This is a genomic window from Mesorhizobium marinum, from assembly GCF_040813675.1.
In the GTDB taxonomy this organism is placed as follows: domain Bacteria; phylum Pseudomonadota; class Alphaproteobacteria; order Rhizobiales; family Rhizobiaceae; genus Mesorhizobium_K; species Mesorhizobium_K marinum.
In genome coordinates, this window is the sequence record NZ_JBFOCI010000001.1 from 748,498 (window position 1) to 761,002 (window position 12,505).

The following is a 12,505-nucleotide window of genomic DNA, read 5'->3' on the forward strand; positions in this document are numbered from 1 at the left end:
CCGGGATCGTCGCGATCCGGTTCGCATTCGTGCGGGCCTGCCGCGGCTGCCCAATCCATAATGGGAGCAAGACACACATGTTCAGGAAATTCAGCCTTGTTGCGGCCGCGGCAATCGCCGTAGCCATCGGTTCGGGCGATGCGATGGCGCAGACCAAGCTGCGCCTCGCGGTCGAGACGACCGGTCGCGATCCGACCAACGTCATGCTTGGGACATTCCGCGACGAACTGAAGGCGTTGGCGGGCGACGAGGTGGCGATCGAGTATTTCGAAGGCGGCGCGCTGGGCGACGAGGGCGCGCTTGCCGAGCTGATCAGGGCCGGACAGGTCGAGGTCGTCTCGATGGGCTCGGACATCGTCTCGCTCGACAGCCGGTTCGCGGTCTTCGACATGCCGTTCCTGTTCGGCGACAAGGCATCGGCGCGCGCCGCGATGGACGGCGAACTCGGCGAGATGCTGGCGAAGTCTCTGCGCGAGACTGTCGATCTGCAGGTTGTCGGATACGGCGAACTTGGCTTTCGCGTGATCAGCAACAACGTACGCCCGATCACCAAGCCGGAAGACCTGAAGGGGCTGAAGCTGCGCACGCCCAGCAACCAGGGGCGCATCGTCGCCTTCGAGACGCTGGGCGCCGCGCCGACGCCAATGCCGCTCGGCGAAGCCTACGTGGCCCTCAGGCAGGGCGCGCTGGACGGACAGGAGAACCCGATGTCGGTCATCAAGGAGTTTTCGCTGTTCGAGGTGCAGAAATACATCTCCATCACCAACCACGTCTACACGCCGATCACGCTGACGATGAACGGCAGGGCCTGGGATGCGCTGACGCCGGAGATGCAGGACAAGCTGAAGCAGGCGGCGGCAAAAGCCGGCGAGGCGACCCGCGTCCTCTCCGACGAGAGCGACGCCAAGCTGGTCGACGAGTTCAAGGCCGCCGGCGTCCAGGTCAACACCATCGACGCCGACGCGTTCCGCGAAGCGGCGGCTCCCGTCGCCGAGAAGCTCAGCGCGGTCGTGTCGCCGGAATTCATGAACAAGGTAATGGAGAACGTGAAGTGATTTCAGCGACGATGCGGGAAACCCGACAGGCGCCGGCGCCCGTGTTCCGATACGATGGCGACGGCTACCGCGCGCGCATCGGCCTGATCTTCATGGCCTCGAGCGTGGTCATGGAATCCGAGATGTGGGCGATGGCCGCAGAGGGCGTATCGGTTCACACCGCCCGCATCAAGCTGCCCAAGGTGACCGTCGAGGGAATCGAGGAAATGATGAATGCGCCACAGCTCGAGGAGGCCGCGCGCCTCCTCGGCTCCGCGCCCATCGACGTGCTGTGCTTCGGCGGCACGAGCGCCTCCTTTCTGCACGGCACCGCCTACGACGTCGCGCTTACGAAGAAGCTCACAGGCTGGGCGGCGGGCCCGAAGATCACCACTGCCTCGACGGCCACTCTGGCTGCCCTGGCGGCGGTCGAAGCGGGTCCGGTGGCGCTGGCCACACCCTATGTCGATGGCGTGCACCAGCGCGCCATCCGCTTCCTGGAAGAGAACGGGCACAAGGTGGTCAGCCATCGCAACCTGGGCATCGACAAGGACCAGGCCCTGGCCGAGGTGCCGCTGGAGAAGATCTACGACATGGTGCGCGAGATCGATCATCCCGACGCCACCGCCGTCTTCATCAGCTGCACCAATTTCCGCTCCGTCGGCGCGATCGAGGCTCTCGAGACCGCCATCGGCAAGCCGGTGGTTTCGGCGGTGCAGGCGTCGTTCTGGCATTGCCTGAAGGTCGCCGGCGTCAAGGGCGCCAAGCCAGGATACGGCCGCCTGTTCAAGGGGCTAGAAGCGGTATCCGGGGAGGGCACCGATGATCGGCGCTGAGTTGCTCGACGCCGAGCTCACCGAGGAACGTGTGCCGCCACGGCCCGGCATCGTCACGCGGCTGGTCGAATGGCTGGCGGTGCTGCTGCTCGGGGTCACGACCGCGCTCGTCCTCGGCAACGCGCTCAGCCGCTACATCCTGAACAAGCCGCTGCCCTGGGCCGAGGAACTGGTGATCAACATCATGGTGTGGCTGGGGGCGGCCGGCATGGTCATCGCGACGATGCGGGGCGTGCTCATCACCTGCGACATCGTCACCGCGAGGCTGAGGCCGACCATCGCGCGGCGGCTGTCGATCGCCTGCACACTGTTCAGCGCGGCCGTCATGGGCATCTTCACCTGGTTGACCGTACAGTATCTGTTGGTCTTCGGCGGCGACCTGACGCCGGTCCTGCGCATCCCCAAGGCCTGGGTGATCTGCGGCCTGCTTTTCACAACGGCGGGCGTCACGCTGGCGCTGTTGGCGCAACTGCGCCGCAAATAGGGAACAAGACATGCTCGTCCTCGCCCTCGCCACCATCGTGACGCTCTGTGCGCTGGCGCTTGTCGGCGTCCCGATCGTCATCGCTCTCGCCGCGTCGGTGCTGGTCTTTCTCGGCATCAGCGGCGGATGGCCGCTGTCCTTCCCGCAGCAGACCATCGCCGGCATCAGCGACTACATCCTGATAACCCTGCCGCTCTTCATCCTGGCTGGCGGCCTGATGAACGCCGGCGGCATCGCGGACAGGCTGTTCGCCTTCGCCGGAGCCATGTTCGGCTGGCTGCGCGGCGGGCTTGCCCACGTCAACGTCGCCGTCAGCCTCATGTTCGGCGGCATGATCGGAACCTCGGTGGCGGATCTGGCGGGCGTCGGTTCGGTCGTCATTCCGAAGATGAAGAAGGAAGGCTACCCCGGGCCGTTCTCGGCAGCTCTCACGGCGACCGCGTCCGGCATCGGCATCCTGGTGCCGCCGAGTTCCCCGATGATCCTCTATTCCGCGGTCACCGGGACGTCGCTCGGGGCGCTCTTCCTGGCCGGCTTCGTGCCTGGCCTGCTGTTTGCGCTGGTGCTGATGCTGACCATCGCCATCCTCGCGCGCTACCACGGCTGGAAGCCTATGCAAGGTTTTGCATGGCAGGAACTGGTGCGGACCTTTCGCGGGGCGATCCTGCCGCTCGGCATGCCCACGCTGGTGTTCGGCGGGCTGGTGTTCGGCATCTTCACGCCGTCCGAGGCCGGTGCCTTCGCCGTGGCCTACGCGCTGGTGCTGTCGATGCTCGTCTACCGCACGCTGAGCCTCGCCAGACTGAAGGAGGTGATGGTCGACGCGGCCATCCTGACGGGCGAAGTGCTGATCGTGGTCGGCTTCTCAACGGCGCTCGGCTGGGCGCTGTCGCAGGCCCGCGTGCCGATCGCGCTGGCGGAGGGGCTGCAATACCTGTTCCCGTTCGAGAGCGCGATCCCGCAGATCCTGATGTTGCTCTGCCTCGCCCTTATCGCCGGCATGGTGCTCGACCCGCTGATCCCGATGATCATGCCGATCCTGCTGCCGACGCTGGTGGCGCTCAATGTCGACCTGCTGCACTTCGGCGTCCTGATCGTAGTCACCGTCATCATCGGCCAGTTGACGCCTCCGGTGGCGCTGGCGCTGCTGGTGGCGGCGCGAATAGGCAAGGAAGACGTGCTGCAGGTGGTGAAGGCCAACACGCCGTTCCTGCTGGCGCTGGTGGCGTTCCTGCTGCTGCTCGTGTTCTTCCCGGCGCTCTCAACCGCGCTTCCGAACCTGATGATGAAGTAGCGGCATCGCGCCGACGGCGTGCCTGTGACCGACGGCCGAACGGCCGGCGGCGGGCGGACTGCACCTAGAATGGAGACTATCGAGGACATGTCGATGCATGACGAAACCGCAGTCGAACCGACTGCGCCGTGCGAAGGCGGCACCGGCCCTGCCGGCGGTCGGAGCGGAAAACCCGGAGCGGTTCTGTTTTACTCCAAGTTCGACGATCCGGTAGAATGGGGCGCGGTGCTGAAGTCGGAACTGCCGGACCTGGACTTCAGGGTCTATCCCGACGTCGGCGATGCCGACGAAATCCGGACCGTTCTGGCCTGGCAACCGCCGCCCGGCTTCTTCGAGCCGTACCGAAACCTCACGCTGGTTGTCAATCTGGGCGCCGGCATCGATTCGCTCGCCGGACGCGCCGACCTGCCGGACGTGCCGATCTCGCGGCTGTCGGATTCCGGCATGATCGCCCTGATGCGCAGCTATGTGCTGTTTTCGGTCATCCGCTATGCCCGCAACATCCCGGACTTCGAGGCCGCCATGCGCGTGAAGGAATGGCGCTACATCCATCCGACGCCGCTGCACCGCATCAAGGTGGGGGTAATGGGGCTCGGTCATCTCGGCGCGGCGGTCGCCTCATCCCTGGCGCAAGCCGGATTCGACGTGCGTGGATGGGACCAGGCGAAGAAGGCGATCCCCGGCGTGAACTGCCATTCGGGCGCAGAACTCGCATCGTTCCTGTCCGACGTCGAAATCCTGGTCAACATGCTGCCCCTGACGCCCTCGACGCGCGGCATGATTGGCAGGGAGGTCTTCGAGGCGGTGCCGCGGGGCGCAAAGTTCGTCAATGCGTCACGCGGGCTGATCGTCGACGAACCGGCGCTGGTCGAGGCGCTGCGCACCGGTCAGATCGGCGCGGCTACCCTCGATGTCTTCTGGACGGAGCCGCTGCCCGCGGAGCATCCGTTCTGGGCAATGGAAAACGTACTGATCACGCCGCATCTGGCGAGCATTACAGTGCCGGAAGCCGCCGCGCGCGACGTGGCAGAGAGCATCCGCCGCGTTGCCGCGGGACAAGGGCCGCTGCACCTGACTGAGCCGCAGCGAGGATACTGAGCCAAGCTTGAGCGGTTAGCGCTCCGAAAACAAGTCCACTGCCAGCGACCGCCGGCATCCGCGCCGCTGCAGGCAGACGCAGTTCAGGCGATGTTTCTCGAACCGCTTCCGTTGACCGCGGTGACCTTGCTCATGACCTCCCGGCGAACCAGGGTCGGTTTTTCATAGGTCTTCTTCATGACTGCCCCTTTCCCTCGAAGGCTGAAGGCTCTCATACCTTGGCAACGGGGTCAAACGGGGCAGGCGGAGGGCGCGTTGGGCGCGCGGACTTGGACCATCGCAACGCAGCCGCCATATTGGGGGCGTTGCGCCGATCGAGGCCAAGAGCCGAGAAGCCAACGGTCGCAGACCTCGGAAGAAGCGAGTAGCCGGCTGTTCGACAGAGCGAAACAATGGGCGCGAACGATCAAGCGCGACGTGCTCGCCTTGTGGCTGGCGGCGCGCGATCCCCGCGTTCCCTGGCATGCGAAAGCCGTTGCCGGCGCCGTTGCAGCGTACGCGCTCAGCCCCATCGACCTTATACCCGACTTCATTCCTGTCCTCGGCTACCTGGACGATCTGGTCATTGTTCCGCTCGGCATCCTGCTGGCGGTCAGGCTCGTCCCGTCCGGCCTGATGGCGGAATTCCGCGAGGAAGCGGCCGGGCGCGTCAAGCCGGTCAGCCTCGCCGGCTTGGGGTTCATCGTCGTCATCTGGGCCGCCGGGGTGCTTTTCATCGCCTGGCTGCTCTGGCCGAAGTGACGCCGGGCAACCCGCAAACCGTCATCCGAAAGACCTGTTGTCGGCGACAGCTGCTTTGCCCATAGTCCCGTCGCGGCAGGCAGCATACCGCCGCGCTCCAAGACCGATGTTCCGTATCTCAACCTGCACCTGCATCTATCGAGAGGATGTACCGATGGGTTTCGTGACCACAAGGGACGGCACCGAGATCTTCTACAAGGACTGGGGTGACAGGAATGCCCAGCCAATCGTCTTCCACCACGGCTGGCCGCTCAGCGCCGACGACTGGGACACCCAGATGCTGTTCTTCCTGCACAAGGGCTTTCGCGTCGTCGCCCATGACCGACGCGGCCACGGTCGATCCTCGCAGGGCGATACCGGCCACGACATGGATCATTATGCAGCGGACGCGGCGGCGGTCGCCGAGCACCTCGACCTCAGGAACGCCGTCCATGTGGGTCATTCGACCGGTGGCGGCCAGGTGGCCCGCTATGTCGCGAAATTCGGCGAGCCGCAGGGTCGGGTCGCCAAGGCGGTCCTGGTAAGCGCGGTGCCGCCGCTCATGGTGCAGACCGAAGCCAATCCGGGCGGCCTGCCGATCGAGGTTTTCGACGGGTTTCGCGCGGCGCTCGCCGCCAACCGTGCCCAGTTCTACCTGGATGTGCCGTCGGGGCCGTTTTACGGGTACAACCGGCCCGGCGCCAAGGCCGACCAGGGGGTGATCTACAACTGGTGGCGGCAGGGGATGATGGGCGGCGCCAAGGCGCACTACGACGGCATCAAGGCCTTTTCGGAAACCGACCAGACCGAAGACCTGAAGGCGATCAGCGTGCCGACGCTTGTCATGCACGGAGACGACGACCAGATCGTGCCCTATGCGGATTCCGCGCCACTGTCGGCAAAGCTGCTCAGGAACGGCATCCTGAAGACATATGCCGGCTTTCCGCACGGGATGCCGACCACCCATGCGGATGTCATCAACGCGGACCTGCTTGCTTTCATAACCAACTGAGCCTGCGCTGCGAACCGTCCGCCGGGGCCGGCGGGCGGGACGTGCTTCCGGCCCGCTTGCCTAGGACATCGCGGCCAGCCGCCGCTCCAGCCGCGCCATCAGTCCATCGAGTTCGACATGGTCGACCTTGCCGAGCCTGGGTGCGGGATGGCGCATCGCCGCCGAACGAAGCGCGCCGCGACGGTGCAGCACTTCCTTGCGGATGGCCAGACCGAAACCCATCTGCTGCTCGTGCCGCAGGATCGGCAGGTAGGCATCGTACAGATCTTCGGCGCCTTCCACTTCGCCGGCATGGAACAGCCGGCAGACCTCGACCAGCATCTCAGGATAGGCGAAGCCGGTCATGGCGCCGTCGGCGCCGCGCCGCAGTTCCTGCGGCAGGTGCAGGCCGCCATTCCCGACCAGGATCGAGACGCGCCGGCGGCTGCCATCCGCCGCAGCCGCGCGCAGCGCGGTGATCTTCGACAGGCCCGGCGATTCCTCGTGCTTCAGCATGACAAGGTTGGGAAAGTCGTCGATCAGCCGGTTGAGCACGGCGACGGAGGTGTGGACGCCGGTCGTCTGCGGGTAGTCCTGGTAGCAGACCGGAACGCCGGGTCCGAGCCTGGCGAGGACCTCGGCCCAGTATCCGTAGACCTGGTCGTCATGTTTCAGCCCCTGGATGGGCGCCACCATCAGTCCGGCGGCGCCGGCATCCATGGCCGCCTTCGCAAAACGCGTCAGGTTGTCGGTGCCCGGGTTGCTCGCGCCGACCACGACCGACCGGCGGCCACCGACCCGCTTCAGCACCTTCAGCATGAACGCATTCGATTCGTCGGGCGTGAGCTTCGACGCCTCGCCGAGCACGCCCAGGATGGTGATGCCGTCGACACCCTTGTCGAGGAAGAAGTCGACAAGGGCGTCGGTTCCCTCGAGGTCGAGTGCGCCGGTGTCGGTGAAGGGGGTCGGCGAGATGATGTAGACGCCGCGCGTGGCCTCGCTGATGGTGTTCTTCAATTGCTTCGCTCCCTGTCATTCGGCCGATGGCGCGCCGGGGAGCGACCGGCTGCAAGACGATGTCCGTCCATGGTTTCAGCTCCGTAACGCGGCTCCATCGCCTAGACATAAAGGCGTTACAGCCCCGTCACTAGTGTCCGCGCCTCTTCCCAAAGGCCCAGAGGAGGCTCCCAATGAAGTCACTGCTCAAAATCGCGGCGGCAGCGACACCGATCTTCGCCACAACCGCTTTTCCGGCGCTCGCCCAGGGGCAAGTCGGCCAGGCGACGCTCATCCGCACCTCGGTGACCGGCCATGGCGGGCCGCTCGCCGTCCGGTCGCCTGTCTATCGCGACGAAAGAATTCGCACGTCGCAGAGCGGGCTAGGCGAGTTCCGCTTTGCCGACGGCACCAAGTTCGCGGTCGGCGGCAACTCGTCGGTCGTCATCGACCGGTTTGTCTACGACAGCTCCAAGACCTTCGACAAACTGTCGCTCAACGCGGCGCGCGGCTCGTTCCGCTGGATCAGCGGAAAGTCGAAGTCGGAAGCCTACGAGATCCGGACGCCCGCCGGCACGATCGGCATCCGGGGCACCCGGCTTGAGATCTTCATTGGCACGGGCGGCCAGACGGCGGTCGTCCTGCTGTCGGGCGCGGCGCGGTTCTGCGGCGCCAATGGCTGCGAGGATCTGAGGCGACGCTGCGATGTCGTGGTGGCGCGCCCCGGCTCGGGCGTCAGCCCGGCAGCCCGGGTCAACCGCGACATCTTCCAGGAACTGGGGACCGATGCCGCGTTTCCGTTCCTGACCGGGCGCCAGCGTCTCTCCAGCGGTTTCCAGGGTTTCGGCAGCACCAGTTGCGGCCTGTCGGCCAGGGCCGGCCTGCGCGGCGAGCGCGGCGGTGGAACGCCGGAGCCGAAAGGCGGCTTCCCGTCGAATGGAGGCAACGACGGTGGTGGCGGATGCGACGGCGGTTGCGGCTGCGGTCCCGACTAAGAGTCGGCCGTTTGATACAAGTCTCGACGCGCCCTCGGGCGCGTCGATCGTTTTCCAGAAAGCGTCGCAGAGGCGCCGGTTTCGGGCGCCTCTGCTTGACCCTCAGCGCTCCGAGACACCGGCCTCGGCAAAGCTCGCCATGCCGGAATGGCAGGCCAGCGCCGCACGCACGATGCTGATTGCCACTGCGGCGCCCGACCCTTCGCCGAGTCGCATGCCGAGATCGAGGAGGGGAGGCAGCCCCATTGCGTCCAGCAGCCGGCGATGGCCGGCTTCGGCCGAGACGTGCCCGGCCAGCGCGTGCGCCAACCCCGTCGGGTCGAGCTTCTGCAGGGGGGCCGCGGCGGCCGTGCAGACGAAACCGTCGAGCAGGACCGGTATGTTCTTGTGGCGGGCGGCCAGGGTGGCGCCCATGATGGCCGCGAGTTCCCTGCCGCCCAGCGCTGCTGCTGCGCGCAGCGGGTCGTCAAGCGCGCCGGCATGCAGCGCAAGCCCGCGCGCGATTGCGTCTGCCTTGCGCTTCAGGCCGGCGTCGTCGACGCCGGTGCCGCGGCCGACCCATTGCGCCGCCTCGCCGCCGAACAGGGCGGCGGCGAGCGCAGCGGCCGTCGTGGTGTTGCCGATGCCCATTTCGCCGAAGCATGCGAGGTCGGCGTCCTCGTCGACCGAGGCGTAGCCTGCCGAGACGGCTGCCAGGAAATCCGCCTCGTCCATGGCGGCTTGCTGCGTGAAGTCGCCGGTGGGCCGCTCGACCTGCAGCGGCACTACGGAAAGTTCGGCGCCGGCCGCGCGCGAGAGCTGATTGATCGCCGCGCCGCCCGCCGAAAAATTCGCCACCATCTGGTGAGTCACTTCGGCGGGGAACGCCGAGACGCCCTGCGCGGTCACGCCGTGCGATCCGGCGAAGACCACGACCTGCACCTTGTCCAGCCTGGGCATGGCGCGGCCCTGCCAGCGGGCCAGCCATGCCGCTATGTCTTCCAGGCGGCCGAGGCTGCCCGCCGGCTTGGTCAGCGTGTCCTGGCGGGCCAGCGCGGCGGCGGCGGCGCTGTCGTCCCCGGGTTGGAGCCCGCTGCCGGCGGAACGCAATTCATCGAGAGATTTGAAAGACATGCGCGAGACGGCTCCGTGTTCGAGTCAATACGTTGAGAATTCGATTCAGGTCAGCATCGCCGATGCGACCACCAGCACTGTGATTTCCCCGGCCTGCTGCAGCGCCCCCAGCGTGTCGCCGGTGTGGCCGCCGATCTGGCGCAGGCATGCCGCCCTGAGGCCGAAGAAGACCAGCGCCAGGCAGAGCGCCGCGACCGCCAGCCCGGAGGCACCGATCGCCAGCAGGGCGAGCGCACCGATCGCCAGGGAGACATAGGCGCCGTCGGCCTGAGCCCTGCCGGCCGAGGCGGCCAGCCCGTCGGTCCGCGCCGGAGGCAGCAGGACCATGAAAGCGGCCAGAAGCGCGCGCGAGGCCGCGTGGGCTGCAATGAGCGCCGAGCAGACGTAGAGCGGATTGGCGAGCGCAGCGATGGCGCTCCAGCGGATCAGCGCCGACATCAGGAGCGCCGACGCGCCATAGGCGCCGATGCGGCTGTCGCGCATGATCTCGAGCTTGCGCTCGCGCGTGGCGCCGCCGCCGAAGCCGTCCGCCACATCGGAAAGCCCGTCCTCGTGCAGGCAGCCGGTGACCAGCATGCCCGCGGCCAGCGTCAGCGCGGCCGCCACCGGCACCGGCACGTCGAGCATCAGCGCGGCAAGGTAGACGAGACAGCCGACCATGCCGACGACGGCACCGGCGACGGGCGCTGCCCATATCGCCTGCGCCAGCGGGCGGCCGCCGAAGTCGAAGGCGGGCAGCGGCAGCCGGGTGAAGAACACGACGCAGAACACGACGTCTTCGGCGGCGCGGCGCGGAGTCATGCGTCGGCCCTCGCAATGGCGTGAAAGAACGTCCCGCTGACCGGCCCGCGCCGGCCGCCCGAGGGTCCGAGCGGCTTGCCCTGGCCGTCGGCGATGTCGGCCAGCGGCTCGTCCGTGCCTGGCTCGATCACCTGCGCGTAGTGGAACTCGTGCCCGCGCACCGTCGCGCCGGCGGGCCCGAGTGCCGAGCCGGCCCTGAGCGTCGCCTGGCGGTAACCGAGATTCATCTTGCGCTTCGCAAAGCTGGTGGAGTGGGACAGCAGCCCGAGCATTTCATGTCGCGTGCCTTCCGCATCCACCAGCCCCTGGCCGAGCGTCATGAAGCCCCCGCACTCGCCATGCACCGGCTTTTTTGCCGCGAAGCGCGCCATGCCGGCCCGGAAGTTCGCGGCAGCGCTCAGGCGTCCCGCATGCAGTTCGGGGTAGCCGCCCGGCAGCCAGCAGACGTCGCAGTCTTCGCCGGGCGTTTCGTCGGCCAGCGGCGAGAACGGCACGATTTCCGCGCCGGCCTTGCGCCAATGGCTGGCGACATGCGGATAAAGGAAGCTGAAGGCCTGATCCTGCGCCAGCGCGATGCGCTGTCCGGGCGGCGGCAGCGCGGCCGAAAGGTCGCCGCCGGACGGCGCCAGCGGCGTCATCAGCTCGAGCACGCGGGCGATGTCGATCGAGCGCTCCATGGCGTCGGCCAGCCGTTCGATGTGGGTCTCGATATCGGCGTGTTCGCCGGCCTGCACGAGGCCCAGGTGCCGCTCCGGCAGGGTCAGCGCGGGATCGCGCATCACCGCGCCCACGACCGGGATGCCGAGCGCCTCGATGGCGTCGCCGGCGAGCGTCCGGTGCCTTTCGCTGCCAAGCCGGTTGAGCACGACGCCGGCGATTTTCACCCCGGGATCGTAGGTTGCGAATCCCTTGGCTATGGCCGCCGCCGTCTGCGACTGTCCCGACGCGTCGAGCACAAGCAGCACCGGTACGCCGAACAGCCGCGCCATGTCGGCGGCCGCGCCGGAGCGTCCCGGCTCGGCCGGGATGCCATCGAACAGGCCCATTGCGCTTTCGATCACCACGGCCTCGGCATCGCCGGCGGTTTCCGCCGCCAGCGCGGCGAGCAGGCCCGGCGCCATGGCCCAGCTGTCGAGGTTGACGCCGTCCTTGCCCGTCGCCGCCTTGTGAAAACCCGGATCGATGTAGTCCGGTCCGGATTTCGCCCCGCGCACGGCGACGCCGCGCCTGGCCAGCGCGCGCAGCAGCCCGATCGTGACGGACGTCTTGCCCGAACCGGAGCGGGGGGCGCCGACGATGATCGCCCTGGCTGGTGCGGCCCTGGCCGTCATCTTTCGCCCCTCATCCTGTCACGCAGCGGCACGATGTGGCCGACCACGATCAGGGCGGGGGAGACCACGTTTTCGCGCGCCGCCGTCTCACCCAGTGTGCCGAGCGTGGCGACCACCACGCGCTCTTCGGGCAGCGTCGCGTTCTCCACGAAGGCGGCCGGGGTATCCTCAGCCAGTCCGCCCTGCATCAGCGCGGCGACGGTATCGGCCATGTGCGTCAGGCCCATGTAGATAATGATCGGCTGGCCGGTACGGGCGAGAGCGGCCCAGTCCGGCCGGTCGTCGCTCTGCGCGGCAAAACCTGTCGCCAGGATCACCGCGCCGTTGACGCCGCGCATCGTCACCGGGATCATCGCCGAGGCCAGCCCGCCGAAGGCCGAGGTGACGCCCGGCAGCAGGCGGAACGGGATGTTCTCCGCCGCCAGCGCCAGCGCTTCCTCGCCGCCGCGCGCAAAGACCAGCGGGTGGCCGCCCTTCAGCCTGACCACCTTGCGGCCATCCTTCGCCAGCCGCACAAGCAGTGCGTTGATTTCATGCTGCGGGATCGAAAGCCGGCCGCCGCGCTTGCCGACGAAGAACTTTTCCGCCTGGCTGGCGACCGCGACGATCCTGTCCGGCACCAGCGCGTCGTGGACCAGCGCGTCGGCTTGCGCCAGCGCAGAGAGCGCGTCGAGCGTCAGCAGGCCGGGATCGCCGGGTCCGGCGCCGACCAGCCACACCTCTCCGGGCTGCAGCGCCGGACCGTCATGCGCAAGCCGCGCGGCCGCAATCTCGAGAAAAGCTTTCGCGCTCATGCGTTTCCCTCATGACGG

The 12,505-nt window shown here is 67.5% G+C and carries 14 protein-coding genes; 8 read left to right on the forward strand and 6 right to left on the reverse strand.

The genetic code is table 11. The features are described from left to right. The first annotated feature begins 77 nt into the window (after positions 1-77). From ABUE31_RS03510 to ABUE31_RS03530, 5 genes are all read left to right on the forward strand, one after another. A complete protein-coding gene (locus ABUE31_RS03510) occupies positions 78-1,055 on the forward strand; it encodes a TRAP transporter substrate-binding protein (protein WP_367722101.1) in 978 nt (325 codons plus the stop codon). A gap of 41 nt (positions 1,056-1,096) precedes the next feature. Then, positions 1,097-1,870: a maleate cis-trans isomerase family protein gene (locus ABUE31_RS03515; protein ID WP_367722102.1), complete on the forward strand. Its 774-nt coding sequence runs from the start codon at positions 1,097-1,099 to the stop codon at positions 1,868-1,870. Beyond that, on the forward strand, positions 1,857-2,354 hold the full coding sequence (locus ABUE31_RS03520; RefSeq protein WP_367722103.1) for a TRAP transporter small permease: 498 nt from the start codon (positions 1,857-1,859) through the stop codon (positions 2,352-2,354). Before ABUE31_RS03515 ends, ABUE31_RS03520 begins: the two co-directional genes overlap by 14 nt. A 10-nt stretch (positions 2,355-2,364) precedes the next feature. Continuing rightward, positions 2,365-3,648: a TRAP transporter large permease gene (locus tag ABUE31_RS03525; protein ID WP_367722104.1), complete on the forward strand. Its 1,284-nt coding sequence runs from the start codon at positions 2,365-2,367 to the stop codon at positions 3,646-3,648. Positions 3,649-3,717: 69 nt separating this feature from the next. After that, positions 3,718-4,746: a 2-hydroxyacid dehydrogenase gene (locus tag ABUE31_RS03530; RefSeq protein ID WP_367722105.1), complete on the forward strand. Its 1,029-nt coding sequence runs from the start codon at positions 3,718-3,720 to the stop codon at positions 4,744-4,746. A gap of 83 nt (positions 4,747-4,829) precedes the next feature. Here ABUE31_RS03530 and ABUE31_RS03535 read toward each other — a convergent pair whose 3' ends face one another. Beyond that, complete coding sequence (locus ABUE31_RS03535; RefSeq protein ID WP_367722106.1) at positions 4,830-4,925, reverse strand: putative RiPP precursor; 96 nt, start codon at positions 4,923-4,925, stop codon at positions 4,830-4,832. A 238-nt stretch (positions 4,926-5,163) separates the two neighbouring features. On the opposite strand from ABUE31_RS03535, the gene ABUE31_RS03540 reads away from it, so the two are divergent. Both ABUE31_RS03540 and ABUE31_RS03545 read left to right on the forward strand, forming a co-directional pair. Continuing rightward, entirely contained in the window at positions 5,164-5,487 is a 324-nt protein-coding gene (locus ABUE31_RS03540) for a YkvA family protein (RefSeq protein WP_437344061.1), read from the forward strand. Positions 5,488-5,641: 154 nt separating this feature from the next. Further along, complete coding sequence (locus tag ABUE31_RS03545; protein ID WP_367722107.1) at positions 5,642-6,478, forward strand: alpha/beta fold hydrolase; 837 nt, start codon at positions 5,642-5,644, stop codon at positions 6,476-6,478. A 60-nt stretch (positions 6,479-6,538) separates the two neighbouring features. Here the strand turns inward: ABUE31_RS03545 and ABUE31_RS03550 are convergent, their stop codons facing one another. Continuing rightward, on the reverse strand, positions 6,539-7,474 hold the full coding sequence (locus ABUE31_RS03550; protein WP_367722108.1) for a dihydrodipicolinate synthase family protein: 936 nt from the start codon (positions 7,472-7,474) through the stop codon (positions 6,539-6,541). Positions 7,475-7,647: 173 nt separating this feature from the next. On the opposite strand from ABUE31_RS03550, the gene ABUE31_RS03555 reads away from it, so the two are divergent. After that, a complete protein-coding gene (locus tag ABUE31_RS03555; protein WP_367722109.1) occupies positions 7,648-8,448 on the forward strand; it encodes a FecR family protein in 801 nt (266 codons plus the stop codon). Positions 8,449-8,550: 102 nt separating this feature from the next. On the opposite strand, the gene cobT is transcribed toward ABUE31_RS03555, so the two are convergent. Genes cobT through cobA form a run of 4 tightly spaced genes read right to left on the reverse strand, consistent with a single transcriptional unit; the run spans position 8,551 to position 12,487 of the window. Beyond that, positions 8,551-9,561 carry a nicotinate-nucleotide--dimethylbenzimidazole phosphoribosyltransferase gene (gene cobT / locus ABUE31_RS03560; RefSeq protein ID WP_367722110.1) on the reverse strand — a complete coding sequence of 337 codons (1,011 nt, stop codon included), beginning with the start codon at positions 9,559-9,561 and terminating at the stop codon, positions 8,551-8,553. A gap of 45 nt (positions 9,562-9,606) precedes the next feature. Then, on the reverse strand, positions 9,607-10,362 hold the full coding sequence (cobS, locus tag ABUE31_RS03565) for an adenosylcobinamide-GDP ribazoletransferase (protein WP_367722111.1): 756 nt from the start codon (positions 10,360-10,362) through the stop codon (positions 9,607-9,609). After that, positions 10,359-11,693, reverse strand: coding sequence for a cobyrinic acid a,c-diamide synthase CobB (locus ABUE31_RS03570; RefSeq protein WP_367722112.1), 1,335 nt, complete (start codon positions 11,691-11,693; stop codon positions 10,359-10,361). The genes cobS and ABUE31_RS03570 overlap by 4 nt, the downstream gene beginning before the upstream one ends. After that, positions 11,690-12,487 carry a uroporphyrinogen-III C-methyltransferase gene (gene cobA / locus ABUE31_RS03575; RefSeq protein WP_367722113.1) on the reverse strand — a complete coding sequence of 266 codons (798 nt, stop codon included), beginning with the start codon at positions 12,485-12,487 and terminating at the stop codon, positions 11,690-11,692. The genes ABUE31_RS03570 and cobA overlap by 4 nt, the downstream gene beginning before the upstream one ends. Positions 12,488-12,505 lie beyond the last annotated feature (18 nt).